This is a genomic window from Cryobacterium sp. TMT1-19 (assembly GCF_004403055.1).
Lineage (GTDB): Bacteria > Actinomycetota > Actinomycetes > Actinomycetales > Microbacteriaceae > Cryobacterium > Cryobacterium sandaracinum.
This window is the reverse complement of record NZ_SOHB01000005.1, coordinates 94,086-120,766: the sequence shown is the minus strand read 5'-3', so window position 1 is coordinate 120,766 and position 26,681 is coordinate 94,086. Positions and strand designations below refer to the sequence as shown.

The window sequence follows — 26,681 nt, the reverse complement described above, 5'->3', positions numbered from 1 at the left end:
CCAGCAGGTCGAGCAGGGCAGACTGGTCTAGAGCCATCGTGTGGTGTCCTTTGTGAGTTGCTTTAGTCGGTACTCACTGACCATCCCACGGTGGCTCTTTACATTGACGAAGCAACGCTCAAGAGCGGGAAACCACACCACTCACGGGGACGTAACCACCCTGTCAGCGGATTCACTCACCACATCCAGGGAGTGCCTTCTCTACACTCGTCATTCGATCGTCCGGGACCGCACCAAGACCACCGCCGAGACGAAGCCGCGTTTCCCCCGGGACGGTGCCGGCGACCATTTGCTACTCGAACAGGTAGCCGCCGGTGACGCACTCGCCTTCGGCTCCTTGTATGACGCCTCCGTCACCGAAACCTGTGCAATCTGCATGTACAAGTTTGCAGTGCCGTCGTCGGCCGACACAGCCATGGTCAGAATATGGATCTTCCTATGGAGCCACGCCGCCGCACTCAACGAACTGGCGGGTACAACAAAATCCATCGTGCTGTGTCCACTGCCTGAGCCGTCACCTCGCAGCGCCGCAGAAGCCTCCGTCAGCTGATTACCCGTAAGATCCGCTAGGTCAGCTCGTCCTCATAAGACCAACAAAACGCGCGGCAAAACGATACGCGCAATGTTGGTAGCGGCAACGAATTTACGAGCCACCCCTACCTACGCGCCAGCGTTGACGGGTCGGAGGCGCTCCCAGGCACACCAGTACAGTTCTGCCTGCGTGCCCAGTGCGCGATCAAGGCCGTCTAGCGTCATGAAACATAGTCAAATAAGCGTCCTCCGCCCTACTCCTTCTGATTAGGAACGCCAGTTATCGCAGGTTACGGTGCCAGACCAAGTTGTTGGAGCATGCCCTGTTCGTCGCTGCTACCCCAACGCTCGACAAGTTTCCCGTTCTCGAACCGGCTGATTTGCATGCCACGAACAGACATCGTTTTCCCGCTAGCCGGGTGGCCCATGAGAGGGCCCTGGTGGGTGCCGGTGAGAGTGTACGCGAATGCGACGTCGGTGTCGTTTGCGACGAGGCGCTCGACTTCAATGTGCAGGTCGGGGAAAGCGGCAATCATCTCGCCGAAGAACGCTTTGTAGCCTGCGTGTCCCGGGCCCTGGCCAGGGGCCGGGTCGTTGTCGACTGCGTCTTCGGCCACGAGGTCATTGAGAAGGTCGAGTTCTCCGCTGTTCACGGCGTCACCAAACTTCTGCTGTGCAGCGATATTCACTTCTTGACTCATGTGTTCGCTCTCTTCCTAAAAATTACCATGGGTGGGTTTGTATGTGCCACGAGGTGACCATACCGCCGTTGACGTTCAACGTTGAGAGTCGTGAACGAATTTGAGCATGAATCCGATGCCGATGAGGACGGCCTGCGTCGCAATTCCTGACAGTGTCGTTGTCTCGACGACGGCCGAGAGCACAGCGGTGCGAACCGTCGCCTCGACGCCGTTGAAGGCGAAGGATCGGGCAAATCGGATACATCCGGATGCGGCAGGTCCTCGGAGGTCTCGGAAGTCGAATCGCTCTTGGAGGAGGAAATTGCCGACGATTGTGACGGCTGCAGAGATGATTGCAGCAGCGATGTACCACACGCCGAGAGCCTGCAGTCCTGCCATGATGAGCAGGTTCGTTACCGCGCCAGCTGCGCCGATGGCGACGAAGCCGGAAAGGTGACCGAATCGGAGTGCGGCAAGTTGCGTGACGAAGCGGACCCCTTGCTGGAAGTCGGCTCTGGATACACCGGCTTGTCGTTCGTCGAAAACGAACGGTTCCTCCACCACGGTGACCGTATTCCGGGCCAGAATCTCGAGCAGTATTTTGACTCCTCGTGGCTGCAACGCTGCTATATCTATGGTGGCGCGGCGTACGGCGAAAAAGCCTGTCATCGGGTCGGTGCAGTTCTGCAGCCTGACGGGGAGCATTGCGCGTGCCAGGAGGTTTGCTGCGGTGGAGACGATATGGCGGGATGCGCCTGCGAGCCCGCCGGATGAACCGTCGTCAAGGTTCCGGGAGGCGACAACCACATCTTCGTGTTCGCTAGCGGTTGCGGCTAGCAGAATCGGAATCATCTCGGGAGGGTGCCGCAGATCGCCGTCCATCACGATGCACCACTTCCCGCCGCTGGCGGCAATGCCCTCGAGGACCGCGCCCGCTAAGCCGCCGGTGGGTGTACTTCGGTGGATGATGCGGACGGGGAGGCGGGCGGTGTTGCCGACGTGAACTATTACCTGCGGTGTGTCGTCCGAAGAGACGAAGATGATTTCCGCGTCGTAATTGGTTGTGGCGTCACTAATCCGTGCGGCGAGCTCGGCGATGCTCGGTGCCACATTGTAGGTGGGTATCACGATCGAAACGGCCATCAGCGGGTCATTCCTTTCCTGTCCGGGGCGAGGCGAGCGTTCTTGTTCGCCACTGGCGGGAGGCGAGGTAGAGCCGGTGGGCGGTGATGATTATCGCGAGCTACGCCAGTCCGACGTGGTCTTGCCCGCCCCGTTGTGCCCGAGCAACCCGAATACTTCTCCCATCGGCACCTCGAGAGCGAGGTCGGCTAACGCCGCCGGGAACCGAAGGACCGCAACAGGCCCCTGATAGTTATTGCCATCTTTGTCATAAAACTGACGCTATTGACACCACCGTGAGAAGAAAGTGAGAGAGCCAACGCTCACCGAGAGAGCCATCGACGCCCGTGTCAAGGGCGGGCTCCCCAGCGGTCGGCTCGACAAACGCCAAGCAGCACCGGGTGGGACACACTCGAGTCGGTACAACTGGTGGACCCCATCTCGGTTCACAGCAATAACCGCCAAGGCCGACGAGGAAGTGGGTGATAGTCGGTTGGAATGCGATTGGAGTTGGAATACTTTGCTGCGACGAACGCTAAGACGCTCGTGGTTTTCGTCACGGGGGGCGTGAATGATGACTGAATGGTGGCAGTTCGCGCTAGCGCCCTGGGAAGCCTCGCACTCTTCTGGCTCGCGCTCGTGCTTTTCCTCTGGATTGAATCCACGCGTCACCTAAGAGGTGCATCGCTCAAGGACTTGTTGCGGCTCGTGCCCGATACTTCGCATCTCCTTCGGCGGCTCGCGAGCGATCATTCAGTGTCCATGGGCGTGCGAATATGGCTCCACATTCTTCTCTTTCACCTTCTATTTCCCATTGATGTGATCCCTGACTTCATCCCGGTTCTGGGATATGCTAACGGCGCCCTTATTGTCGCGATCGCGCTGCAGTTCGCGACCCAACAAGCAGGTAGCGTCGCGATCAAACGCCACTGGCCTAATGCGCCGGAAGGACTAGCCGCGGTACTGCGACTAGCTGGCCTGCACCAATGGGAGGCATCTGATCATCATGGGGTTTGAGGCGCCGAAGGTACGATGCATCCGCACCGATAGTTGCGCTGGACAGTTTGTTGGACATTACCTATGTCCTCGTCCATGGTCGAACGATGACGACTTGCCAGTGAATATTGGGAGGAAGATCTATCAGTAGTAGCGGGCAAGACGACGGTGGGACCAACGAGAAAAAATTCCTATCGACGGGAGCGCGCGTCCGTGCTGGCTTCCACGGGGGCCGCTCCGTGTCCCTCGACGCTGTGCGCGTGTTCGCAATGCTCGCAATCGTGGCCGGCCACATCTGGGTAGACGGTCCAGCACGACCATTTCTTTACAGTTGGCATGTACCGATCTTTTTTTTGCTCTCCGGTTATCTCTGGAAGGTCGGTCGGTCGTTTAACCGGGAGGTTAGGAACCGGGTCAGGTCCCTCCTCATCCCTTACGCGGTCTGGCTCGTGCTGCTTGGAACGGTCACCTTAGGGACCGAAAGTGTGGAGGGCGGCTTCGATCCGATCAGGCTCGCGCACCTTCTCTGGGGCGGCCAGTTCGCGACCGGTGGGCCCTTTTGGGCGATGTGGTTTGTGACAGCGTTGTTCTTCGCCGCTGTCATCTACTGGCCTGTGTCACGGTTGCCGTTACCCGGGCAGTGGGCCATCGCCGCGATACTTTTCATCGCGGCGGCGTACATCCCGGGACATCCTGCACGATTCCTGCCGTTGAGCCTGGGGCTCGCCCTCGCGTGCATCGTCTTCATCGTTGCCGGGCGTTCGATGCGGCGGGCCCGGGGCATGGTGCGGCACCCGATTGTCACTGGTGTCGTGTTGCTTGCGGTTTCCTTTACCCTCATCGTTCTGGGATGGTCGCAGCCGCTTGATTTGAAGCGGCTCGATGTGGGTACCCCGGTCGTGAGCATAGTGGTGGCCGTCGCACTTTCCTTCGGCTTCATTCTCATTACAGAGGGTTTGCTGGGCGGCGATTCTGTTGGGGAGGATGCCAAACAAGGTGTCAGACGAAAGAGCCGAGTCGACGGCATTGGCCAGCTCTCGCGAGTGGTCACTCAACTTGCCCAGGCGTCATTAACGGTGCTCTTTATCCACCCTGCGGTGATCACAGGCCTCTACTCATTGGGTCTACCGAAACCCGTGGTCTACCTGCTCACGATCGGAATCGCTTGGCCGGTGGGACTGCTGTTGCTGCGCCTCCCCCACAGCCGCGCTATCACCGGCCTCAAGCCAGCACACTGACCAGAGGTGAATGGCGTAAACATGCGAGCTCGGAACGCTGCGCCGCGGACGCCGCAACGACTTTCAATCCGAGTGCCGAACTGAACGTAAAACCTCGAAGCCGAACCGTTCCATATCCTTGGAAGTGGAACGCCTCCTACGGCGGAGTTTAGAATTTCGACACGCCGTGGAAATTCGTTCCAAAAGTTAGGTTCGAAAATGTGTTTCGTTTCTCTCGTACAAAACCGACTTCCGGTACGGTCGCTGTGGATATTGGCTACGCTCGCGTCTCGACTGCCAAGCAGCCCTCGACCGGCAGCTCGACGCGCTCGGCGCCGTCGGGATCCCCGCCGATCAGGTCTACGTCGACAAGAAATCAGGCTCGACGACAAACCGACCGGGGCTAACGGAGGCTCTCAAAGTCGCTCGATACGGCGATGTAATCGTGGTGCACACCCTGGACCGTCTCGGCCGAACTGTTCGAGACACGCTAAACATGATCCACGACCTGCGCGAACGTGGCGTCGGGGTACGAAACCTAGCCGATCCGATTCGGGTCGACTCCGCCAATCCGGTTGATCCGATGTCGCAGCTAGCCGTAGTCATGCTCGCCTTATTTGGACAGATGGAGCGCATCTATTCGCTCGAACGTGCCGCCCATGCCCGTGCAGTTGCGATGAGCAAGGGCCGGCGCATCGGGCGCCCCAGCGTCGTGGATCCCACAAAATTCGCCTACGCTGATCACCTGCGCAACGCGGGGCACACAATCCCCGACATTGTTTCTAAGACCGGCATCACGAAATCGGGCCTGTACCGCATTCTGCCTCCACGACGGCCTGAGCCTACTCCAGGTGCAGACGAGTAGAACGCAAGATCGACGAACCTGATGCAAAAGATTTGCCCATGATCCCGAATGAAATAGCCGACGCCTTTAGCAAAATCGGCGTTCCCGTGCTCGTCGCTCTCATCACGACTCTCGTCGTAGAGTACTTTGCTAAGCCCGATTGGAGGCCAGAAAATCACGGCTCATCCGTGATCGCCAGCAGATCGATGAGGTCATCTTCGCATTTCAGAAGGCAGCGATGCTCGCTCCGGCATTGCTTCCCGACGAATACATAACTCATCACCCAAACACGAGCGCGGTGAAACGTCGCCAAATTGAAAGGCTCGCGCCAGCGGTCGACGCGCTTTTCGACGCGACAGCGCGGGTGCCCTCGTAATTCATAGCCAGACATTCCTGGCAGGTGGGAGCGGCGAGCTTCTTCGTGGCCTACTTTGCTGGCTTAGTTTGGTCAGAGCTGGAGTCTGAACGGCCCAACGGCGATCACCTCCGCGCAGCTGGAAGTGACATCAGCGAGTTCGACGCGTATTTCGCGGCACACGCGAGTTCTGTGGAGTTTGGAGATAAATGACCGCGCCCTGTGAAGCTCGATGTCGCATTACCGGGCTTCGAGTCGTCTTACATCTCATGTGTTTCGACACACTGAGGTTACGAGACACCCCACACATGAATCTGACTGCAATTGGCGAATTGGGCGGTGCCTAGTGTCTCAAGGCTTACCGGACGCAATCTCACCGCTGCCCTCATCACCTTGGTGAGCAGCAAAGCTGCCGCGTCATGACCGCATCACCAGCCCTAACGGCGTGTGATTTCCGACCCCCGTTGTTGCTACCGCTCCGTGTCACCCGATGGGTAGGCTCGGCTCATGACCTCTGGAGCGGTAGTCAACGCGTCGTCGCTCGGCAATGCCGTGCGGTTCGTCGACGTGCCCACCTCGCTGCCAATGAAGATCGGGATCTGGGGCCTTGCAATCATCGCGATCGGGTTCATCGCCGTGGTCCCCAGCGACCTGTTGGTTAGCGCAGATGGCCAGTTCGCCGATCGAATGTCGTTCCAACAAACAGGCCGGATCGGGCTGGTGGGGCTTGGAGTGCTTGTCGCCCTGATTTTCTTGGGCACCGCCGTATTCCAGCGCGCCAAGTTGCGAGCGGCAAAGGCGGTTCGACCCGACGCCTTTGTCTTCATGACGCAGCGCACCCCGGCACTCATCGACGCCCTGAAGACGATTGGGACCGACCGACCGCGACTGCGCCAGCACTTCGTGGTCACGCTCGGACCGAAAGGAATCGAGCTTTGGGGCCGCGGACGAACCGATGTCCCTCGAATGGCCCTGCCCTGGAACGACATTGATTACGCCCATCCCGGCCGACACACGGTCGAAATAGGAAATATCAGCGTCGCGGTTCTGGCCCTCCGCATTTTTCAGACTGTCGATGGGCGCCGGCTAGATCTACCGTTTCCGATTTTCGGTCCGCAAGGCCTCAATCGCGCAGGAACTCATGATGCCAACAAGGTGCTCGATGCCTGCTCCCGCTATACGAGCATCGCCTGACCGACGCAGCGACCTGAATCAGTCGCGGTTCCCGATAACAAATTCGGTAAACGAAAACATCAGCCAGTGCCCCGCTAGACGTTCCTTCGTGACACCCAACCTGGCAGGCCGAAATCGTTGAGTTTTCGACCCGAAGCCGCGGCGTTTCTGGTCTGCTGGAGACTAAGCGCTCGGATTGCCGATGCGTACCATCGGCAGGCTCCTAGAACGCGTCGGGTGCGACCGTCTTCGCGCCGACTTGCAGGGCCAGCGCCTCGAGTACGTGCGCGGGGGTCGTGGCGGCCTGGAGGGCGTCGCGGAAGGTGGGCTTTATCAGGGCGCGGGATAGCTGGGCGAGTACCTTCAGGTGCTCGGTTCCGGCCTCCGCCTCCGGGACGGCGATCATGAAGATCAGCGTGGCCTTGGAGCCGTCGGCTGAGTTCCAGTCGATGCCTTGCGTGCTGCGGGCGAAGGCGAGTACCGGGGCGGTTACACCGTCCGACTTTGCGTGGGGGATCGCGATGCCGTCGCCGATGCCCGTCGTGCCGTGCTTCTCGCGGGCGAGGGCGGCCTGGGTCACCAGGGTCTCGTCGGTGACGCGGCCGGTCTTGCTCATCAGGCCGGCGAGGGTGCTGATCATCGCATCCCGGTCGGTCTCGTCGACGTCGAGCACGATCGTGCGTTCGTCGATATAGTCGAGCACCGTCTTCTTCGCCGGGGGCATAGGCGACGATTCGGACTCGGACGCTACCGAGCCGACCGTGCCGGCATCCGCGTCCGATGGGCCCGTGGGCGCGGGGACAGGACCGGAAGCCCCGGCGGCGGTGCCCGTGGCCGCACCCGTCGCTGCAGCGTGGCGGGTCGACTTGCGCGCGGAAATGCCGAGCAGCAGCACCGAAACGAGGGCGGTGACGACGGCGCCGGTGATCAAGGCCGCGAAGTACATCGGCACCCCGGAGACCGCACCGAAGACGGCGACGATTGGGCCACCGTGCGGTACGGAGTTGGTGACCCCGAACAGGGCGGCAATGCCTCCGGCCATGGCGCCACCGATCATGTTCGCCGGGATGACCTGCAGCGGCTTGGCCGCGGCGAGCGGAATCGCGCCCTCGGTGATGCCGAAGAATCCCAAGAACAGTGCGGCGATGCCGGCTTCACGCTCTGGTTTGGAAAAGTAGCGGCCGCGGATCAGGGTGGCCAAGCCCATCCCGAGCGGCGGGACGGCGATCGCGGCGGCGACCATGCCCATCGGGGCTGAGTTCCCCTCCGCGATCAATGCTCCACCAAAGAGGAATGCGGTCTTGTTGATCGGGCCGCCCATGTCGAAGGCGACCATGGCGCCGAGAATCAGGCCAAGCACGATCGCGCTGCCACCCTGCAGGCCGGTGAGGAACGTGGTCATGCTGGAGAAGACCCAGCTGATCGGCTGGCCGAGGGCGAGCACGAAGGCGCCGCCGACGATCACGGTGGTGAGCACGGGGATCACGAGGATCGGCATGATCGGCTTGATAAAGCGGTGCACGGGGATTTTCTTGATGCCGAGGGCGACGAAGCCGACCAGGAAACCGGTGATGATGCCGCCAATAAAGCCGGCGCCTGATTCGGAATTGTAGAAGGCCCCGGTCGTGGCGATCCAGCCACAGATCATGCCCGGTGCGAGCCCGGGCCGGTCGGCGATGGCGTAGGCGATGAAGCCAGAGAGGATCGGCACCATCAGGGTGAAACCGAGTCCGCCGATCTGGTTGAGCGTCAGCCAGAAACTGCCCTCCGGGATGACGAGCCCATTCGGGGTCGCCTCGCCGCCGAAGGAGAGCGAGATGGCGATCAGGAGCCCGCCGACCACAACGAACGGGATCATGTACGACACGCCGTTCATCAGTGCGCGGTACAGGGTGCTTCCGAAGTCGGCCTTGCCGCTGCTCGAGGGCGTGGCGTCCCGGCTGGAACTGTCGCCGACGGTGGACGGCTCGGCGGCGAGGGCGTCCCGGATCAGGGCGGCGGGGCGGTGAATGCCGTCGGCGACCCCGACGGAGACGATCCGCTTGCCCGCGAAGCGCGAGGCATCGATCTTGGTGTCGGCCGCGATCACGATTGCGTCCGAACGGTCGATGTCGTCCTGGCTGAAGGTGCCTTCGACGCCGACCGAGCCGTGCGTCTCGACCTTCATCTCGTAGCCCAACTCAGCCGCTGCGCTCTCGAGCTTCTCGGCCGCCATGTAGGTGTGCGCTATGCCGGTGGGGCAGGCGGTGATCCCGAGAATCAGGAGTCTCGGTGGCACCGTGCTCGCTTCGAAGAGAGGTTGGGACATGGCTAAATAGTCCTTCCGGGGCGAGGCCGACCGGAACTTCCGCGGACACCACAGCCCAAGTTCATAAGTTTAGCTAAGTTTATCACTGCCCCGAAAGTGGGTGCGTGCCTTAGCCCTTTGACCTGATGGAGCCCCTGAGGGCGAGTGCGTCCGTCGTAATCCGGGCCATCGACACGACGTCGCGCATCCATTGGCCCTGACCCCGCTGGCAGGCTTCACGCCGGGGGCCAGGGTGGAGTAGTCAGGCGATTATCGATCGCGTGCGGGCGTCTCCAACTCGGCCGGTTCCGGCGTTACCCGCAGGCCGCCTGGTGTGTTTGACAGACGCACCAATTCCTCGACCCAAGCACGGTTTAGGAGAGGTTCCTTATTGCCGAAAAAGTCGAATTGAAGCGGAATCGTTGGGTGGATCCAAATGGTGCTGTGACCGTGTCCTGATGCCGCCGAGTATTCCCACGAAAACGTGAAACTTTCCCCTCTGCGTACCTTGGACAAAATGACGATCTTGAGGTGAGCGAGCACCCGGTCGTCGAAGTCGACGGTGATCGACGGAGTCCCGTAGATAAATTTACCCATGAATGCTCCCAAGTCCGTTGTCGATTTCGTTAGCGACAAGGTTAAAGTCCTTGGCCGTCCGACCAGCGTCGCCTGTGGTTTCGACGGTGCCGGTAATACCGATCATCGGCATTTCAGGTAACGGGAAACGCGTCGCCTCATCTTCCTCCGTCATCCCTTCGACGTCGACATCGACGACGTCGAATTGACTGGTTGGGCTGAGAATTAGCGTGTGCACGGATGTCTCGTCGTTCTCGTCGAGCACGGTGACATCCACAGCCACACTATTGTCGCTATCGGCCACTGAGGTGACGTAGTCGAGAAGCGTTGTTGTGATGCTGTTGCTCGTGACAATGGAGCCGCCGATATATGTTATGCGCTTCATGCGGTGATGCTAGCTGATTGTTGTGCCCCGCGCACGCCGATGGTCCACCGGCGCAGGCCAGCGGGAGAAGGCTGGCCTCGCGAAAGGCTGCCCCGACGCCGACGGGCCCTGGCGATCCCCGCGAGTGAAGGTTGGAGCCGTGCGGCGCTCCAGTCCATCCGCAGGGCCGCTACTGACTGACGCGGTGGGCGAGTCACGCCAAGCTGTTTCGACTTTCGAGGATTGCTAGCTGTCATCACTGACAAGCGATGGACAACAAGATCAGGATTATGACATGTAGATCAGGAACCTACAGGGTGTCAGGCGCCCGGCACCATATCGGCGAAGCGGGAGTAGTGGCCGTGGAACGCGACCGTGACGGTGCGCGTGGGGCCGTTACGGTGCTTGGCGACGATCAGGTCCGCCTCGCCGGCGCGCGGATTGTCCTTCTCGTACGCGCTCTCGCGGTGCAGCAGGATGACCATGTCGGCGTCCTGCTCGAGCGAACCGGACTCGCGCAGGTCTGAGATGGCCGGCATCTTGTCCGCGCGCTGTTCGGGACCACGGTTGAGCTGGGAGAGGGCAATAACGGGAACCTGTAGCTCCTTGGCCATCAACTTGAGCGCGCGGGAGAACTCACTGACCTCCTGCTGGCGCGACTCGACTTTCTTGCCCGACGTCATCAGCTGCAGGTAGTCGATGATGACCATCTTGAGGCCGACCCGTTGCTTCAGCCGGCGGCACTTGGCCCGGATCTCGACCAGGGTCATGTTGGGGCTGTCGTCGATGTAGAGCGGGGCGTCGTTGATGCGACCGCGGGTGGCGGCAATGGTGGTCCAGTCGCGCGCGTCGACGGCGCCCTTGCGCATGCTCTGCAAGGGTACGGATGCTTCGGCCGCGAGCAGACGCATCGCGATTTCGCTGCGGCCCATTTCCAGGGAGAAGAAAATGCTGGGCATGTCGTGCTTGATGGAGGCTGCCCGGGCGAAGTCGAGGGCGAGCGTGGACTTACCCAGCGCCGGACGCGCCGCCACGATGATCAGCTGGCCGGGATGGAAGCCGTTGGTGAGCTCGTCCATATCGGCGAAGCCGGTGGGAACACCGGTCATCTGACCGTCTTTGAGCTTGGCAGCCTCGATCTCCTCGATCGCGGCTGTGACCGCGTCGGTCAGCGGCACATAGTCTTCGGTTTCGCTGCCACCCGTGACGGCATAGACCTCGGCCTGGGCGGTATTGACCAGATCCAGCACCTCGCCCTCACCGGAGTAACCCATCTGGGCGATGCGGGTGCCGACCTCGACGAGGCGCCGGAGGAGAGCGCGTTCGGCGACGATCGAAGAGTAGAAACCGGCGTTGGCCGCGGTCGGCACGAGGCTCGTGAGCGTGTGCAGGTAGTCCGCGCCGCCGGCCCGGGACAGCTCGCCGAGCTTGGTGAGCTCGTCGGTGACGGCGATAACGTCGGTCGGCTCGCCCTGCGCGTAGAGCGACAGAATCGCGTCGAAGATGATCTCGTGCTTGGGGATGTAAAAGTCTGCGGCGCGCACGGTCTCGACGACGTCGGCGACGGCATCCTTGCTCAGCATCATGCCGCCGAGCGCGCTCTGCTCGGCCAGGAGATCGTGCGGGAGCGTGCGCTCGGTGTGCCGGGCTTCCAGTCCGCCGCGTGAGTCTGCCCCGCGCTTGTCCGCCAGACCCAAGTGAGAGATCGACACTCGTGCCTCCTTTACTCGTGGTGCAGTTCTATCAGGGCCCACCGACATCGCTGCCGGGCACTGTGCACACCTCGATTGCGGCCGCGTGCCCACCATACGGACCCGGCTCGGCAGAGAACAAACCGCCCTGTGGATAAGCCTGTGGACAATCTGGGCGAAACGCCGCGTGTCTTGTGCACAAGCTGTGGAATCAACTGTGGACAACTTAAGTTTTTCATCACATAAATACAGTTTGATCAGGCATTAATTCTATTCACAGTGTCGTGTTGAAAACCTGTCTAAAGTACGTGTTGAATCTTGTCGAGGTGTGAGAAAACCTGTGTACAGCGCCTCATGTTCTGGGACTAAAATCACCCCCGATTGGGTGTGTGGCATCGCTTAAACAGGTGTGGCAGTGGGTTCCTTTCGGAACCCACCGCCACACGGGTGTAAAGCTGTAGAGCTTACTTGGCAGCTACCACCAGCAGTGTGATGGTCGCACTCAGTTCGTCACGAAGACGAACCGTTGCCTGGTGTTCACCCGTCATCTTGATCGGGCTGAGCTCGATTTTGCGCCTGTCGAGGGCACCGAGACCCGCTGCGGCAACTGCATCCGCAACATCCGTGGTCTTGACGGAGCCGAAAAGGCGTCCGCCTTCGCCGGCCTTGACGACCAGCTTGACCTTGGCGTTCTCGAGTGCAGCCTTGAGAGCCTGCGCCTCTTCGAGGGTGGCGTGCTCGCGGGCTACGCGAGCGGCCTTGATCTGCTGAATCTGCTTCTCGCCACCGCGAGTCCAGGAAACAGCAAATCCCTGCGGGTAGAGGTAGTTGCGGGCGTACCCGTTCTTGACCTCGACGATGTCACCGGGTGCACCGAGGCCGGAGACCTCGTGCGTCAGAATGATTTTTGACATGAGGTGTCCTACCTGCCTGAACCGGCGTAGGGCAGCAGCGCCATTTCGCGAGCGTTCTTGACGGCGCGGGCGATAAGACGCTGCTCCTGAACGGAAACACCGGTGATACGACGGGCGCGGATCTTTCCACGCTCGGAGATGAACTTGCGGAGGGTGGGGACATCTTTGTAATCGATGACACCAACCCGGATCGACTTCGCGGGAGCGGCATTCTTGCCACCCTTAGCACCGCGGAGCGGCTTGCGGCGGTCGCCGCTCGACTTTCCAGCCATGATTTCCTTACTTTCTCAAAGAAGTGTTTTTCAGCCAACAGCCTGTAAGGCTCGGCTTAGAAGGGTGTCTCGTCGCTGAAGTTTCCCGGAGTGTTCCAGACATCTCCACCGGTGTTCGCGGCGGGGGCGCTGGCAGCCCAGGGCTCGTCGTTCGAGGCAACGGCAGGTGAGCCACCGCCTCGAGGAGAAGACGATGACTGCGCGCGAGTGAGCTGAGCGGTGGCGTATTTCAGCGAAGGACCGATTTCATCGATCTCGAGCTCCATGCTCGTTCGCTTCTCGCCTTCCTTCGTCTCATACGAACGCTGCTTGAGACGCCCGGAAGCGATGACACGGGTACCCTTGGTCAGTGAACCAGCTACGTGCTCGGCGAATTCACGCCAAACGCTCGCGCGCAGGAAGAGCGACTCGCCATCTTTCCACTCACTGGTCGCGCGATCGAAATTGCGCGGAGTGGATGCGATGGTGAAGTTGGCAACCGCCAGCCCGTTCTGCGTGTACCGCAGCTCCGGATCGCTGGTCAGGTTGCCCACCACGGTAATTACGGTCTCGCCGGCCACGGGCTACTTGTCGCTTGCCTTGTCGGCGGACGCGGCCGGCGCGGGAGCAACAGCTTCTGCCGTGGCAGGAGCGTCGACAACCGGGGCTTCGACCTTGGCCGGAGCAGCCTTGACCGCGGCGGCAGCAGCTGCCGATGCGGGCTTCACGGACGCGGCGACCTTGGCGGTCGGGGCGGCAGCAGCGGCTTCAGCCTTCGCAGCGATTACCTTCGGGTTGGCTGCCTTGCGGGCGGCCTTCTCGGCGGCGAGCTTGCTCGCGACGGCGACCTGGGCAATGCCTTCTTCTGCGCGAAGCACTTTGGTGCGCATGACGGCTTCCGACAGCTTCAGCTGGCGGTCGAGCTCGGCCGTGGCAGAAGCGTTGGCGGTGAAGTCGACAACGGCGTAGATGCCTTCGGACTTCTTGTTGATCTCGTAAGCGAGACGGCGGCGACCCCAAACGTCAACCTTGTCAATGGTTCCACCATCGTTGCGAACAACGTTGAGGAACTTGTCAAGGCTGGGAGCTACGGTGCGCTCATCGATCTCGGGATCGAGGATAACCATCAACTCGTACTGATGCATGACTAACCCACCTCCTTCGGACTAAACGGCTGCAGAATCTCTGCAACAGGAGGGTTGTGCATGTGTTGTAAGCGGAGGCCGGGAATCCGGCACACAGACAACCTGCCAAGGCTACCGGAAACGGCGGCCCTCCGCCACCGCCTCCGCCCGTTCACCCGTTTGGCGCCCTCGTCGCCGCCGAGTCCGTCACCGCTGTCGCGAGAATCGCCAACTGTGCCGACCATCGCCGTTCTATCGGAGATTCTGGGCACGAACGGCGACGGTCGCTTCACCTGTTGGGGTATTTCCCTGGTTCGGGACGCAGTCCGGCGGCGAGCAGGAGCCGTTTCAGGCTCTCCCGGCGCAGCGCTACCGCCCAGATCCAGCGCGCCATTCCGTGCCCCGTCCCGCGAAGCCGGTCTTCGCGAAGCTTTTCTGACCACACGACTTCTTCACTGGTACGCCCGTTCATGAAGGCGTCCCGCGTGTACTTGACTTTGCCGTCAAATTCGCCGAGGAGGCGAAGTGTGCGGTTCTCCTGTTTCTGAACCCACCGGAAGTCCGTGATGTCTTCCTGCCCGTCCTCGTGCACGAAGGACACCTGCAATTCGGGGGGCGGGAATCCGCACAGGTGAATCTGTCCCCGGCTGAGGGACTCGCCCACCGAACCGGATCGACTGTCGCAGAAGACAATGGCGATCCGAGCGGCTCGTGCCCCACGGGTTGGTCCGTCGGAGTCGAGTCGATCAAGCAGGATGTCGCGGTCGATCCCGAGCGCAGCCATGCCGTTCGGCAGGATGAATTTAGGTTTCGTTCCGTAATCGAGCGTGGCGACTGCCGACAGGAATCCTGCCGTTCGTGCAACATCGATCAGCGTACGCAGCAGACCCGTGACCAGCATCCCTTCGATCTCCACGACGTCTTCGTCGGGCAATCGGTCGTGATGCCAGGTGACCCCGTTCTTCGAATGCACGCCGGTTTTACCGGCCGCCATGAGGTGGACCTCGTCGGGCCATGTGCCGACGATGGGCAGTCCCCACAAAACAGCAGCCGATTCATAAGAGTAGACGGGCTGGGACTTTCTGGTGGCCTCCACGGCGCGCATACGCAAGAAGTACCGATCACGATCGCTGATGATGTCCCAGCCGGTCGCGTCAACGGCAACGCCACGTCGTAGGCGAACGGCTTGACCGGACCCGACCAGCCGTTGAACAGGACGCCCATCGCTGCCGAGAAACCGAGCGTCACGACCGAGATACAGTGGCCGCCAGTCATGCGGGGAGTTGGGATTCATAGCGCCATGCTGGTGGTGCGGCCTATTGGCTCCGATCGCAAGGGCGGCTCCTGTGGCCAAGATCGGCGGCGGAGGTCCTGTGGAGGGATAGTCACACATCCGCTCGCGAAGTGCCACCGGGTCTCGACTCTCGCCGTTTGTGCCGAGAGTCATCACCCGCGCGGCGACTCTCGGCACAAACGGCGAGAGTCGGCGAATGGACGGCCCCGGAAGGCGCCGGGAGGGCCTACTGTGCGCGCTCGGCCCACCAGGCGATCAGGCGGCGGGTGGCCTCGTCTTCGCCGAGCGGCCCGTCATCCAGCCGCTGCTCGAGCAGGTACCGGTAGGCCTCGCCGACGTCACGGCCCGGACCCACTCCGAGGACGGCCATGATCTGCTCACCGTCGAGATCGGGGCGCACCGCCGCCATCTCTTCCTGTTCGTTCAGCTCCTCGATGCGCTGTTCCAGGTCGTCGTAGGCGAAGCCGAGCCGGTCCGCCTTGCGGCGGTTACGGGTGGTGACGTCCGCACGGGTCAAGATGTGCAGTCGTTCGAGCTGGTCGCCGGCGTCCCGCACGTAGCGCCGCACCGCGGAGTCCGTCCAGGCACCCTCGGTGTAGCCGAAAAAACGCAGGTGCAGTTCGATCAGGCGTGCCACGGCGGCGGTCGTGTCGTTGTCGAAACGGAGGGCCCGTAGCCGCTTCTTCGCCAGCTTCGCGCCGACCAGGTCGTGGTGGTGGAAACTGACCACGCCGCCCGGCTCGAGCTTGCGGGTCGCGGGCTTGCCGATGTCGTGCAGCAGCGCCGCCAGGCGCACAATCAGGTCGGGGCCGTCGAAGCTGCCGCGGGACTCCTCGTAGCCGATGGCCTGGTCCAGCACCGTCAGGGTGTGCTGGTAGACATCCTTGTGGTGGTGGTGCTCGTCGACTTCGAGGCGCAGGGCGGGGATCTCCGGCAGCACCCGGCTGCAGAGCCCGGAGTCCACCAGCAGCTCGAGCCCGGCACGCGGGTTGTCCGCACACAGCAGCTTCGAGAGCTCGTCGCCGATGCGTTCGGCCGAGATATTACGGATGCGGTCCGCCATCGCTTCCATCGCTTCCGCGGTGTCGGCGTGGAGGGCGAATCCGAGCTGGGCGGCGAACCGGGCCGCCCGCATCATGCGCAGCGGGTCGTCGCCGAACGAGATCTCCGGGGAAATCGGCGTGCGCAGAACGCCGGCCAGGAGGTCGTCGATGCCGTTCGCGGGGTCGACCAGAGTCAGCCCCGGAAGGCGCAGAGCCAGTGCATTCACCGTGAAATCGCGGCGTAGCAGGTCGTCCTCCAGGCGGTGGCCGAAAACCACCTCGGGCTTGCGCGTCTGGCCGTCGTAGCTGTCCGACCGGTAGGTCGTGATCTCCACCTTTTCGCCGGCGATTTGGGCGCCGATCGTTCCGAAGGCGCGGCCGATATCCCAGTGGGCATCCGAGATTGGTTTCACGAGGTGCAGGATTTGGTCCGGCGTGGCATCCGTCGTGAAATCGAGGTCGTTTAACGGCCGGTCGAGGAAGGCGTCGCGGACCGGTCCGCCGACGAGGGCCAGTTCGTGTCCAGCCGTCTGGAACGCGGTCGCCAATCGGGAAACGGTCGGGGTAGCAGCCAGGTCGCCCAGCCGCTTGAGAGCTGTCGCAACGCTTTGCATGACCCCCATGCTAGTTGCTGGAGCTACGCCGGCTGCCCCGGTGCGGCGTTACCCCCGCGTCGAAGCCGTAGAATCCCCTACATGGTGGCCGAGTCTGTTCTCAAGCGTCGGCCCGCGCTCCCCGGAGCGATGCGCGGCCTCTGGTCACGCACGAAGAGGCCGATCGGCGCCGTTCTGATCGGCCTGCTGGCCGGGGTTCTGCCGGTCGCCTCCGCCGGTCTGCCCGCATCCGCAACCGCGTCTGAAATCACATCTGCATCTGCCCCAGCGGCCCCGACAGCGAAGACCCCCACCGCCGTAACGGCCAATGCGGTGAACCTGAGCGTGGCGCCCGCGACACTGGCGCCCCTCCAGGCCGGCCAGGACCTCACGGTCACTGTCACCGTCGAGAACGCGACCCTTGACACCATCTCACCGGGCACCATCGACCTCTTCCTCGCGGAACGGGCACTGATCAACCGCAACGCCCTCAACAGCTGGCTGGATCCGGAGAAGAACAGCAAACCCGGCGATCTCATGTTGAGCGAGCCCACGATGGCGTCCATTCAGCCGGACAGCACCGAGATCTTCACCTTGACCGTGGCGGCCGGCTCCGTGGGCCTCACCAGCGGCAACGCATGGGGTGCCCGCGGCATTGCCGCCACCCTGAGTACAGATGACAGGGTGCGGGCAGAGGGCCGAGGCACCTTCGTCTGGTATTCCGACGAAGAGGTCACCCCCGTCAACATGTCGGTGATCATGCCGATCACCGTCCCCGCGCAGTCGACGGGCCTGATTACGTCAAAGGCACTGGAAACGTTTACGGCGCCGACCGGTGTTCTGAGCCGTCAGCTCGACGGCGTCGTCGGCCGCCCGGTCACCATTGCCATCGACCCGCTGATCATTGTTTCCATCCGAATCCTCGGTTCGGCGGCACCGCCCAGCGCAATCGCGTGGCTGAACCGGCTGGACGAGGCTCCGAACGATATATTCCCGCTCAGCTATGCTGATGCCGACCTTGCCCTGCAGGCTCAAGCCGGCGCCGGGCCGCTGCTGACGCCCACCACGTTCGACCAGGCGATCGACCCTGCCTTGTTCGCCGCGACGGACCAGCCCGCGACGCCGAACTCCGACCCTGCCCTCCCGCCTGGCACCGAGACACCGGCGCCGTCAACGGACCAGCCCGCACCCCCCAGCGATGGCACACCACCCACCACGGAAGAGTTGCTTGCTTGGGAATATAGCGCCACTGACATCGGCTGGCCGGCCGAGGGTGACGTTGCGAGTGCAGACCTGGACGTTTTCGCGGCCAGTGGCCTCAACACAACCATTTTGGGCGGATCGAACGCATCCGGGGCCGCCGGCGACTTCACCCCGAATGCATCCCTTGATCTCGGCACCGGCCACGGTTTGGGTCTGGTCGTCGATGATTCGCTGGCCGCCGCCCTGCGCACCGCCGCGGCCGCGACAACGGATGACGCGTGGCGCGAAGCCATGTCCCAGGTCAGCTCGCAGCTGGCGGTCGTCTCGGCCGAGCGCCCCGGAACCGCGCGCACCCTCCTGGCCACTTTCGACCGCGGGTGGCCGCCCAGCGCGGACCGACTCACCGAGACCATCGACGCGCTGGCCGGGTTGCGGTGGTACGCGCCGTCCACCCTGCCGGAGGTGCGGGCATCCGTCCCATCCGAAGAGGTCGAGTTTGACAGCCAGGCCGAGCCGGAGGATCGCGTGGCCCTGGCCGCCGAGCTCTTCGAGGCCGAGAAGACGGTCACCGACTTTTCCTCCGTACTGTCCGACCCGGCGATCGTCACAGGCACGCAGCGCCTGGACCTGATGGCTCTGTTATCCAATTCCTGGGCATCCCAGGAGGCCAGTTGGGCGGATGCCGTCGGCACCAGCCTCGCGAACTCCTCGGCGCTTGTGGGCTCCATCACGGTCGCGACCAAGGGCCCCATCAACGTGGTCGGCAGCCAGGTCGACATTCCGGTGACCCTGGACAACGCCCTGAGCCAGGCCGTGACGGTGATGGTGCAGGTCGTTCCCTCCAACGGGCGCCTCCTGGTCGGCGAGGCGGTGGAGTCCACCATCGAAGCCCAATCCGCCCGCACCGTGACCATCCCGGTGACGGCCGCAGTGGGAAACGGCGCCGTCACCCTGCGCGTGACCCTGCTCACTCCGGCGGGAACGGTCATCTCGCAGCCCGCCCTCATCCCGATCAACGTGCGCGCGGACTGGGAAGGCCTCGGATCCCTCCTGTTCGCCGCGTTCGTGGTGCTGTTCTTCGGGTTCGGGGTGTGGCGCAACATTCTGCGACGCCGACGGGAACGTGCCGAAACTGAGACTGCGGACGCCCCTGAGCCAGAGGCAGAACCGGCCACAGTCCCTGAAGCCGAAGCACCCCCAGAAGAAGATCCCGAATCCGGGGCCGCCGGCGCTGCGCCCGGCCCGCTGACCCCCGCCAGCGCGGCCGATGCCCCGACGGAGCCCCGTGCCTAAGACCGACAGCATCGGCCGGGCGAGCGCGTTCCTCGCCTCCGGAACCATTGTTTCTCGCATCCTCGGCTTCGTGAAGCTGATTGTGCTGGCGGGGGTGATCGGCCAGGTCGGTCAGAGCACCAACGCCTTCGCCGTGGCGAATCAGCTTCCGAACACGGTCTACGTCATCGTGGCCGGTGGGGTGCTGACGGCCGTCCTGGTGCCGCAGATCGTGCGCGCCAGCCTGCACGCCGACGGTGGCACGGCGTACATCAACAAACTCCTCACGCTGGCCCTGGTCATCCTCGCCGCGACCACCATCGCAGCCACCGCGCTTGCTCCGCTGTTGACCCTGCTCTACGGGTCCAACATGAAGCCGGAATCGCTGGCCCTCGCCACGGCGTTCGCCTTCTGGTGCCTGCCACAAATCTTTTTCTACGGCCTGTATACGGTCCTCGGAGAGGTTCTGAACGCCCGCAAGTCCTTCGGCCCGTTCACCTGGGTTCCCGTGCTCAACAACGTCGTGGCCATCGCGGGCCTGCTCACCTTCTCGGCGCTCTACGGAGCCGACCCGAACGGGACCCGGCTGGCCACCGAGTTCACGCCCGCGATGATCGCCGTCCTCGCCGGGAGCGCCACGCTCGGCGTCGTGCTGCAGGCCGTCGTGCTGTTCTATTTCTGGCACCGCATCGGTCTGCGCTTCCGCCCCGACTTCCGCTTCCGCGGCGTCGGACTCGGCGTGGCCGGCCGGATGGCGAGCTGGACCTTCGGGATGCTCCTGCTGACCACCCTGGCCGGCGTCGTCGAAACCCGGGTGGTCACCCTCGCCGGCGACTCCGACGCCTCGGTGGCCGCACTCAACACGGCCTGGCTCATCTTCATGCTCCCGCATTCGGTGATCACCGTCTCAGTCACCACCGCCTACTTCACCCGGATGAGCGAGCACGCCTCGGTGGGCAAGCTGGCCCTGGTCAGAAGGGATGCCTCCTCCGCCATCCGCGGCACCACCCTGATCATCGTGCTCGCCTCCGCCGTCATCGCGGTCTGCGCCTACCCGTTCGCCCGGGTCTTCGTCGCCCCCTACGAACAGGTGCAGAGCATCGGCAACGTCATCGTCGCCTACGTGCTCGGCCTCGTTGCGTTCTGCGTCCTGTTCGTCGTACAACGCACCTTCTACGCGCTCGGCGACACCCGTACGCCGTTCTACTTCACCCTGTTCCAGGTGACGCTGGTCATCATCGGCGTCCTTGCCTGCTCGCTCCTGCCCAGCGCCTGGATCGCCGCGGGCGTCGCACTCACGGTCACCGTGTCCGGCATTGCGCAGGCCCTGCTGGCGGCAGGGCTGCTCCGTGGGCGCCTCGGCGGCATCGACGGGCGGCGCATCCTGCGCAGCCTCGTGGAGTACTTCGTCGCCGCCGTGCCCGCGATCACGGCCGGCGTTCTCCTCCTGCTCGTGCTTGGCGGCACCCAGGAGGCTGGATTCGCCCTGTCCGGGACGCTCCAGGCCGTTCTCACCATGATCGTCATCGGCCTCGCCATGTCAGGCGTCTACTTCGGCCTGCTGCTGCTCATGCGCACCGCTGAGCTGCGCGGCTTCATCGACCCGGTGATCGACCGCATCCGTCGTCGTTGACCGGTCCCCAGCCGGCGTGGAATAGCATCCGATTAGGATGTGTTGTATCCGGAAGCGAGGCAATCGAGATCGCTGCCCCCATAATCTGAAGGAGTCTACGCGTGCGTCAGATCATCATCATCGGCTCCGGACCGGCCGGTTTCACGGCCGCGATCTATGCCGCCCGGGCGAACCTGAAGCCGCTTCTGATCGCCAGTTCGGTCGAGGCCGGCGGCGAACTGATGAACACAACCGAGGTGGAGAACTACCCGGGCTTCCCCGACGGCATCCAGGGACCGGAACTGATGTCCAAGATGCAGGAGCAGGCCGAGCGGTTCGGCACCGAGGTCGTCTATGACGACGTCAGCGAGCTCGAGCTTTCCGGCGACACCAAGACCATCACGCTGGGCAGCGGCGAGAAGCACGAAGCCCTCGCCGTGATTTATGCCACGGGTTCCGCCTACCGCAAGCTGGGCCTGGACGACGAAGAGCGCCTGTCCGGCCGCGGCGTGTCTTGGTGCGCCACCTGCGACGGCTTCTTCTTCAAGGAGAAGACGATCGCCGTGATCGGAGGCGGCGATTCCGCGATGGAAGAGGCCACCTTCCTCACCCGCTTCGCCAGCAAGGTCTACGTCGTGCACCGCAAGGACACCCTGCGGGCCTCCAAAATCATGCAGGAGCGTGCGTTCGCCAACCCCAAGATTGAATTCCTCTGGAATTCCCAGGTCGTCGGCATCACCGGCACGGATGCCGTCGACGGCTTGGTCCTGCGCAACACCGTCTCGGGTGATGAAACCTTGCTCCCCCTCGGCGGAATCTTCGTGGCCATCGGCAACGACCCGCGCACGCACCTCGTGCACACCAAGCTCGATTTGACCGCGGAGGGCACCATCGCCGTCGCCGGTCGCAGCTCGAAAACCAGCCAGACCGGTGTTTTCGCCGCCGGGGACGTGATCGACCCGACCTATCGCCAGGCGGTGACCGCAGCGGCATCCGGAACCGTCGCCGCACTCGACGCGGAGCACTATCTGGCCTCGCTTCCCGAGAACCTGCTGGCCAGCGCCGGCGAACCCGCACTCGCGTAACCCTCACCGAAGTCACATAACCCTCAATCAAGGAGTAACCACATGTCTGCACGCGCCGTCACCGACGTCACCTTCGACCAGGAAGTCATCAACAACGAAAAAACCGTTCTGGTGGACTTCTGGGCGGAATGGTGTGGCCCGTGTCGCGCCGTCAGCCCGATCCTCGACCAGATTGCCAGCGAGAACGCTGACAAGCTCGACATCGTCAAGCTGAACGTCGACGACTTCCCGGCGCTGGCCGCCAAGTACCAGATCACCTCCATCCCGGCGATGAAGGTGTTCCAGAAGGGCGAGGTCGTCAAGACCGTCATCGGCGCCAAGCCGAAGGTCGCCCTTGAGAAGGATTTGGCCGCCTACCTGGCCTAACCGTCCCTGCCTCTACCGAGGCCCTGACCCGTCCGGCTCACGCCGGGCGGGTTTTTTGGGATTCGGGCCGGATGGTACCGACCGCATACGATTGAAACCTCACCAGATCGGAAGTGACGTGACAGCGAAGCGCTCCCCCCAGACCGGCAACAACCTCGACCCGTGGTACCACCACTACGCCGAGCGAGCCGCGGGGTTGCGCGCCTCCGAGGTCAGGGCTCTCTTCGCGGTGGCCTCCCGCCCCGAGGTCGTCTCACTGGCCGGCGGCATGCCCTTCGTGGCCGCCCTACCGCCCGACCTGGTTATCAACGCCATGGACCGGGTCATGCGCCAGCAGGGCCCCGTCGCTCTCCAATACGGCTCTGGTCAGGGCGTTCCCGTTCTGAGGGAGCAGATACTCGAGGTGATGGGGCTTGAAGGCATCCGTGCGCACGCCGACGATGTCGTCGTGACAACGGGGTCGCAGCATGCCCTCGAATTGGTCAGTAAACTTTTTCTCGACCCGGGCGACGTGGTGCTCTCGGAGGGCCCCAGCTACGTCACGGCCATGGTTATCTTCAAGTCGTATCAGGCCGAGGTAGAACACGTGCCCATGGACGAGCACGGCCTGATCCCTGAAGCGCTCCGCCAGCACATCCAGCGCCTCAAGGCCGCCGGCAAGACCATCAAGTTCCTGTATACGATCCCGAACTTCCACAACCCGGCCGGAGTGACCCTCAGCTGGGCCCGTCGCCTCGAGATCCTCGAGATCGCCCGGGCGGACGACATCCTGGTGTTGGAAGACAACCCCTACGGACTGCTCTACTTCGACCAGCCGGCACCGGATGCGATGCGCTCGCTCGAAGAGGACGGAGTCGTCTACCTAGGCACGTTTTCCAAGACCCTCGCCCCGGGTTTCCGGGTCGGTTGGGCGCTGGCCCCGCACGCCATCCGGGAGAAGCTGGTGCTTGCCAACGAGGCCGCGGTGCTCTCCCCCAGCTCGTTCAGCCAGCTGGTGATTTCCGAGTACCTGGCGACGTCCGATTGGAAGGGCCAGATCAACACCTTCCGCGGGGTCTACCACGAGCGCAAGAACGCACTGCTGGACGCCCTGGAAGAGTACCTGCCCGGCCTCACCTGGACCAATCCGAACGGAGGGTTCTACGTCTGGGTCACTCTTCCAGAGGGACTGGACTCCAAGGCCATGCTGCCGCGGGCGGTCAAGGAACTCGTGGCGTACACGCCCGGCACCGCCTTCTTCGCCGACGGCGACGGGCGGCGCAACATGCGCCTCTCGTTCTGCTACCCGACGCCGGATCACATCCGGGTCGGAATCCGTCGCCTCGCATCCGTCCTCCGTGATGAGCTCGACCTGCTCGAGACCTTCGCCGGCACCGGTTCCCTGAACCCGTTTCGCGCAGAAGGCCGCTTCAACTCCCCGCCCCCCGACATTTCGTAGATCGTCTCCGTCGGTATCCACACCAGCCAAAGCAAGGAAAAAACCCTGACCATGAGCGATTTTTTGCCACTTGACATCGTTGTTCTCGCGGGCGGTATCTCGCACGAGCGGGACATCTCACTACGCTCGGGTCGCCGGGTCGCGGATGCACTGACGAGCTTGGGCCACACCGTCACCGTTCTGGACCCGCAGGCCGGCCTGCTCGCCGATCTGACCATCCGGAAACCCGATGTGATCTGGCCGGTCGTGCACGGCGCCACCGGTGAGGACGGTGCACTCCTGGCCCTGCTGGAGACCACCGGGATACCGCACGTGGGCTCGCTAGCTGGGCCGGCCCGTCTGGCCTGGTCGAAGCCGATCGCCAAGGAGCTCGTGCGCCGGGCCGGCTACGCCACCCCCGACGCAATCGCCCTGTCCACCGAGACGTTCCGGGATCTCGGTGCCGCCAGCGTCCTCGAGCACCTCCTGACGGCCCTGCCCACGCCGCTCGTGGTGAAACCGGCCGAGGGTGGCTCGGCCCAGGGGGTCAACATCATCGACTCCCCCGCCGGACTGCCGCGTGCCATGGTCGGCGCCTACACCTACGCCACGGTCGCCCTGGTGGAGGAGAAGGTCGAGGGTACCGAACTGGCGGTCACCGTCATCGACATCGGAGACGGCCCCGTTGCACTGCCCGCCGTGGAGATCGTGCCCATTGACGGCGTCTACAGCTTCGAGGCCCGCTACAACGCGGGTGAGACGCTGTTCTACACACCGGCCCGGATCCGCGCGGAGATTGCGGAACTGGTGGCACAAACCGCGGTCGCCATCCACGAACTGCTCGGTCTGCGCCACATCTCCCGCATCGACCTGATCGTGGACTCGGATGGCGTTCCCTGGTTCCTGGAAGCAAACGTGCTTCCGGGTCTGACCGAGACGTCCCTGGTGCCCCAGTGCATCGAGGCTTCCGGTCAGTCTCTCGGCGCCGTCTACGACGCCCTCGCCCGAGCCGCCATCGCCGGCTCGTAGTCCGCGCCGTGGGCCGTGTTTCACGTGAAACATGGTTCTGTCGCCACTCGAGTCCGTCGGTGGACGTGCTCATCGAGACCGCGCCGACCAGGCGCCCCCTCACGCTGGTTGAGGTTGTCGAGCACCCACCCCGCTCCCACACCGCCCGCCCTGCCGGCATGGACGCCATGCCCCCGTACCTGCCCGAATGCCCGGACGGGACCGACGTCGTTGAGAGCACCTGGAAGTTAGGTCGCAGACTCTTACACTACACCGCCGGAGATGCTGACGAGTAGACACGCACCCGACGCCCGGTGTCGCTCCTCTGCGTCGAGAAGCATTACTTGATCGACGATGCTCTCGCGAGGGACAGCCCCGGCCACACTCGGCACCGTCCGCTCACCGACCGTGATCTGCGGGATCCAACGTTTCACGTGAAACGCCCACGACACATCCACTCGCTGACCTCAGTAGACGCCAAACCACCGAGTCTCCACGTACGAACCGGCCCGAGAACAACCACGGGCGAACAAGCTCGGACTGACTGGCCCTCTCCTCTACCCACCCCTTTGGCAGTGTGGCGCTTTCGCGGATTCGACGGCCGTGACGCGAGCTGGCGGAATGAGACCAGACCGCAGACGAACTGTCGTGCCTCCACGGAGTCGGCACGCCGCGCGCAAGGCAGGACATTCTCACCGTTCCTCCGCACCGTGTGCCCGGGATTAGGCGCAATCCAGACAGGCGACGGAGAGCATGCCGGCGCGGGTGGCGGATCGAACTCGCGACTGTGACAGATGCCATCCCGTGGGCGGATGCATCCGCTGACGATCCCCGATCTCACGAACACACACATTTCGGCGGTCGATCCTGTCGAGACCGGAATGGACACCGGCACAGGTGCGCGGAGGTGTCGACGCTGCGGAACTGCTCCAGTGTCGAACTTTTAGGGACCAGATCCGAACCCGGAGTGTGTTTCACGTGAAACATGACCATGTCGGGACGGGGAGACAATATTCTTCGCCCACGCAGTGCCCTGGAACCCGTTCGCATGGCGACCCGCCCGGTCTGGACGTCGTATCCTTGGGTCCGCCTGTCGCGGTTCTTGCACTCGACACGGTTGGATTTCGGCAATGTCGATCAGGGACGAAGGGATGCCGATACGGCCTCACCCAGGTCCTGGTGGGTTCGCGCAGCGCGCGGGGCGACTCCCCGTCGTGTTTCACAAACGGCGGGGCCAAAACCCACGAGCCGTGGGGAACAAGTCATCAGTTGACGGGGGCCGAGGGTGGCTCCATTGATTGACCTCACCCGCGAAACACTCATGATTCACCAGGTTGGCCCGCGTCATGCTCGGTCACGCGGAAGGACCCGAGGGGCCCGGCACGTGACGAACTCGACCACCGAAACGGATCGACGGGAACCAGTCTCGCCACGCTTGACCACCGGAACGGGACGGGGGCGGCGGTGATCGAGCCTGTCGCAACCTGTGCACACTGGATCGCTCCATTCTCTGCAGGCCAGACTCTGACGGCGGATGCCGGCTGCTCACTCAAAATGAGCGCCGTGACTCAAACCGTGAATCCGGGGTGGGCTGGTCAGTGCGCTTCTCGAGTGCACGATCTCTGATACGCAGAATTTAGGCCTCATAAGGGCCGTAATGCGG

23 protein-coding genes and 1 pseudogene are annotated in these 26,681 nt (G+C 63.2%); 11 read left to right on the top strand and 13 right to left on the bottom strand.

The window, feature by feature from the left end; translation table 11 throughout:
• Nucleotides 1–103 precede the first annotated feature (103 nt).
• A complete protein-coding gene (locus E3T40_RS01325; RefSeq protein WP_134542456.1) occupies nucleotides 104–550 on the top strand; it encodes a hypothetical protein in 447 nt (148 codons plus the stop codon).
• 271 nt (nucleotides 551–821) lie between these two features.
• On the opposite strand, the gene E3T40_RS01320 is transcribed toward E3T40_RS01325, so the two are convergent.
• The 3 genes from E3T40_RS01320 to E3T40_RS17455 all read right to left on the bottom strand — a co-directional run bounded on the left by E3T40_RS01320 (nucleotide 822) and on the right by E3T40_RS17455 (nucleotide 2,519).
• Nucleotides 822–1,232, bottom strand: coding sequence for an ester cyclase (locus E3T40_RS01320; RefSeq protein ID WP_104170894.1), 411 nt, complete (start codon nucleotides 1,230–1,232; stop codon nucleotides 822–824).
• Between the two features lie 75 nt (nucleotides 1,233–1,307).
• On the bottom strand, nucleotides 1,308–2,354 hold the full coding sequence (locus E3T40_RS01315; RefSeq protein ID WP_134542455.1) for a glycosyltransferase: 1,047 nt from the start codon (nucleotides 2,352–2,354) through the stop codon (nucleotides 1,308–1,310).
• Between the two features lie 90 nt (nucleotides 2,355–2,444).
• The gene (locus E3T40_RS17455; protein ID WP_338145491.1) at nucleotides 2,445–2,519 is read right to left on the bottom strand and encodes a hypothetical protein; all 75 of its coding nucleotides are present in this window, start codon (nucleotides 2,517–2,519) and stop codon (nucleotides 2,445–2,447) included.
• A gap of 396 nt (nucleotides 2,520–2,915) precedes the next feature.
• On the opposite strand from E3T40_RS17455, the gene E3T40_RS01305 reads away from it, so the two are divergent.
• The 4 genes from E3T40_RS01305 to E3T40_RS01290 all read left to right on the top strand — a co-directional run bounded on the left by E3T40_RS01305 (nucleotide 2,916) and on the right by E3T40_RS01290 (nucleotide 6,939).
• Nucleotides 2,916–3,350, top strand: coding sequence for a YkvA family protein (locus E3T40_RS01305; protein WP_174843624.1), 435 nt, complete (start codon nucleotides 2,916–2,918; stop codon nucleotides 3,348–3,350).
• Between the two features lie 218 nt (nucleotides 3,351–3,568).
• Nucleotides 3,569–4,567, top strand: coding sequence for an acyltransferase family protein (locus E3T40_RS01300; RefSeq protein WP_104194736.1), 999 nt, complete (start codon nucleotides 3,569–3,571; stop codon nucleotides 4,565–4,567).
• Nucleotides 4,568–4,889: 322 nt separating this feature from the next.
• The gene (locus E3T40_RS01295; RefSeq protein WP_194088381.1) at nucleotides 4,890–5,411 is read left to right on the top strand and encodes a recombinase family protein; all 522 of its coding nucleotides are present in this window, start codon (nucleotides 4,890–4,892) and stop codon (nucleotides 5,409–5,411) included.
• Between the two features lie 841 nt (nucleotides 5,412–6,252).
• On the top strand, nucleotides 6,253–6,939 hold the full coding sequence (locus E3T40_RS01290; RefSeq protein WP_134542453.1) for a hypothetical protein: 687 nt from the start codon (nucleotides 6,253–6,255) through the stop codon (nucleotides 6,937–6,939).
• Nucleotides 6,940–7,141: 202 nt separating this feature from the next.
• Here E3T40_RS01290 and E3T40_RS01285 read toward each other — a convergent pair whose 3' ends face one another.
• The 10 genes and pseudogenes from E3T40_RS01285 to E3T40_RS01240 form a co-directional block, all read right to left on the bottom strand.
• Nucleotides 7,142–9,226 (bottom strand): fructose-specific PTS transporter subunit EIIC, encoded by a 2,085-nt coding sequence (locus E3T40_RS01285; protein ID WP_104170900.1) that lies wholly within the window; start codon nucleotides 9,224–9,226, stop codon nucleotides 7,142–7,144.
• Nucleotides 9,227–9,475: 249 nt separating this feature from the next.
• Nucleotides 9,476–9,802, bottom strand: coding sequence for an ATP-dependent DNA ligase (locus tag E3T40_RS01280; RefSeq protein WP_104170901.1), 327 nt, complete (start codon nucleotides 9,800–9,802; stop codon nucleotides 9,476–9,478).
• Nucleotides 9,795–10,166 (bottom strand): hypothetical protein, encoded by a 372-nt coding sequence (locus tag E3T40_RS01275; RefSeq protein ID WP_104170902.1) that lies wholly within the window; start codon nucleotides 10,164–10,166, stop codon nucleotides 9,795–9,797. The genes E3T40_RS01280 and E3T40_RS01275 overlap by 8 nt, the downstream gene beginning before the upstream one ends.
• A gap of 299 nt (nucleotides 10,167–10,465) precedes the next feature.
• Complete coding sequence (gene dnaB, locus E3T40_RS01270; protein WP_104100664.1) at nucleotides 10,466–11,857, bottom strand: replicative DNA helicase; 1,392 nt, start codon at nucleotides 11,855–11,857, stop codon at nucleotides 10,466–10,468.
• A gap of 443 nt (nucleotides 11,858–12,300) precedes the next feature.
• Entirely contained in the window at nucleotides 12,301–12,750 is a 450-nt protein-coding gene (rplI, locus tag E3T40_RS01265) for a 50S ribosomal protein L9 (protein WP_104100663.1), read from the bottom strand.
• Nucleotides 12,751–12,758: 8 nt separating this feature from the next.
• Nucleotides 12,759–13,022 carry a 30S ribosomal protein S18 gene (gene rpsR / locus E3T40_RS01260; RefSeq protein ID WP_035835236.1) on the bottom strand — a complete coding sequence of 88 codons (264 nt, stop codon included), beginning with the start codon at nucleotides 13,020–13,022 and terminating at the stop codon, nucleotides 12,759–12,761.
• Nucleotides 13,023–13,078: 56 nt separating this feature from the next.
• Nucleotides 13,079–13,582, bottom strand: coding sequence for a single-stranded DNA-binding protein (locus E3T40_RS01255; RefSeq protein WP_104100662.1), 504 nt, complete (start codon nucleotides 13,580–13,582; stop codon nucleotides 13,079–13,081).
• Between the two features lie 195 nt (nucleotides 13,583–13,777).
• A pseudogene (rpsF, locus tag E3T40_RS01250) lies at nucleotides 13,778–14,146 on the bottom strand (30S ribosomal protein S6); the annotation flags it as partial.
• A 268-nt stretch (nucleotides 14,147–14,414) separates the two neighbouring features.
• A complete protein-coding gene (locus tag E3T40_RS01245) occupies nucleotides 14,415–15,419 on the bottom strand; it encodes a hypothetical protein (RefSeq protein WP_134542452.1) in 1,005 nt (334 codons plus the stop codon).
• 226 nt (nucleotides 15,420–15,645) lie between these two features.
• Nucleotides 15,646–17,076, bottom strand: a complete 1,431-nt coding sequence (locus tag E3T40_RS01240; protein WP_134542451.1) for a CCA tRNA nucleotidyltransferase — start codon at nucleotides 17,074–17,076, stop codon at nucleotides 15,646–15,648.
• 81 nt (nucleotides 17,077–17,157) lie between these two features.
• Here E3T40_RS01240 and E3T40_RS01235 point away from each other — a divergent pair, with 81 nt between their 5' ends.
• From E3T40_RS01235 to E3T40_RS01210, 6 genes are all read left to right on the top strand, one after another.
• Nucleotides 17,158–19,551 (top strand): DUF6049 family protein, encoded by a 2,394-nt coding sequence (locus E3T40_RS01235; protein ID WP_134542450.1) that lies wholly within the window; start codon nucleotides 17,158–17,160, stop codon nucleotides 19,549–19,551.
• Complete coding sequence (murJ, locus tag E3T40_RS01230) at nucleotides 19,544–21,163, top strand: murein biosynthesis integral membrane protein MurJ (protein ID WP_370287845.1); 1,620 nt, start codon at nucleotides 19,544–19,546, stop codon at nucleotides 21,161–21,163. Before E3T40_RS01235 ends, murJ begins: the two co-directional genes overlap by 8 nt.
• A 101-nt stretch (nucleotides 21,164–21,264) precedes the next feature.
• Nucleotides 21,265–22,227, top strand: coding sequence for a thioredoxin-disulfide reductase (trxB, locus tag E3T40_RS01225; RefSeq protein ID WP_104194729.1), 963 nt, complete (start codon nucleotides 21,265–21,267; stop codon nucleotides 22,225–22,227).
• 42 nt (nucleotides 22,228–22,269) lie between these two features.
• Nucleotides 22,270–22,593, top strand: coding sequence for a thioredoxin (gene trxA / locus E3T40_RS01220; protein ID WP_104100656.1), 324 nt, complete (start codon nucleotides 22,270–22,272; stop codon nucleotides 22,591–22,593).
• A gap of 118 nt (nucleotides 22,594–22,711) precedes the next feature.
• Nucleotides 22,712–24,031 carry a PLP-dependent aminotransferase family protein gene (locus tag E3T40_RS01215; RefSeq protein WP_134542449.1) on the top strand — a complete coding sequence of 440 codons (1,320 nt, stop codon included), beginning with the start codon at nucleotides 22,712–22,714 and terminating at the stop codon, nucleotides 24,029–24,031.
• A 51-nt stretch (nucleotides 24,032–24,082) separates the two neighbouring features.
• Entirely contained in the window at nucleotides 24,083–25,039 is a 957-nt protein-coding gene (locus tag E3T40_RS01210; RefSeq protein ID WP_134542448.1) for an ATP-grasp domain-containing protein, read from the top strand.
• Nucleotides 25,040–26,681: the final 1,642 nt, after the last annotated feature.

Bases quoted from the DNA above. Each gene is read 5' to 3' on its own strand.
- E3T40_RS01320 (WP_104170894.1), bottom strand. From the start codon at position 1,232: ATGAGTCAAGAAGTGAATATCGCTGCACAGCAGAAGTTTGGTGACGCC.
- E3T40_RS01315 (WP_134542455.1), bottom strand. From the start codon at position 2,354: ATGGCCGTTTCGATCGTGATACCCACCTACAATGTGGCACCGAGCATC.
- E3T40_RS01305 (WP_174843624.1), top strand. From the start codon at position 2,916: ATGGTGGCAGTTCGCGCTAGCGCCCTGGGAAGCCTCGCACTCTTCTGG.
- E3T40_RS01290 (WP_134542453.1), top strand. From the start codon at position 6,253: ATGACCTCTGGAGCGGTAGTCAACGCGTCGTCGCTCGGCAATGCCGTG.
- E3T40_RS01285 (WP_104170900.1), bottom strand. From the start codon at position 9,226: ATGTCCCAACCTCTCTTCGAAGCGAGCACGGTGCCACCGAGACTCCTG.
- E3T40_RS01280 (WP_104170901.1), bottom strand. From the start codon at position 9,802: ATGGGTAAATTTATCTACGGGACTCCGTCGATCACCGTCGACTTCGAC.
- E3T40_RS01275 (WP_104170902.1), bottom strand. From the start codon at position 10,166: ATGAAGCGCATAACATATATCGGCGGCTCCATTGTCACGAGCAACAGC.
- rplI (WP_104100663.1), bottom strand. From the start codon at position 12,750: ATGTCAAAAATCATTCTGACGCACGAGGTCTCCGGCCTCGGTGCACCC.
- rpsR (WP_035835236.1), bottom strand. From the start codon at position 13,022: ATGGCTGGAAAGTCGAGCGGCGACCGCCGCAAGCCGCTCCGCGGTGCT.
- E3T40_RS01245 (WP_134542452.1), bottom strand. From the start codon at position 15,419: ATGAATCCCAACTCCCCGCATGACTGGCGGCCACTGTATCTCGGTCGT.
- E3T40_RS01240 (WP_134542451.1), bottom strand. From the start codon at position 17,076: ATGCAAAGCGTTGCGACAGCTCTCAAGCGGCTGGGCGACCTGGCTGCT.
- E3T40_RS01235 (WP_134542450.1), top strand. From the start codon at position 17,158: ATGGTGGCCGAGTCTGTTCTCAAGCGTCGGCCCGCGCTCCCCGGAGCG.
- trxA (WP_104100656.1), top strand. From the start codon at position 22,270: ATGTCTGCACGCGCCGTCACCGACGTCACCTTCGACCAGGAAGTCATC.
- E3T40_RS01210 (WP_134542448.1), top strand. From the start codon at position 24,083: ATGAGCGATTTTTTGCCACTTGACATCGTTGTTCTCGCGGGCGGTATC.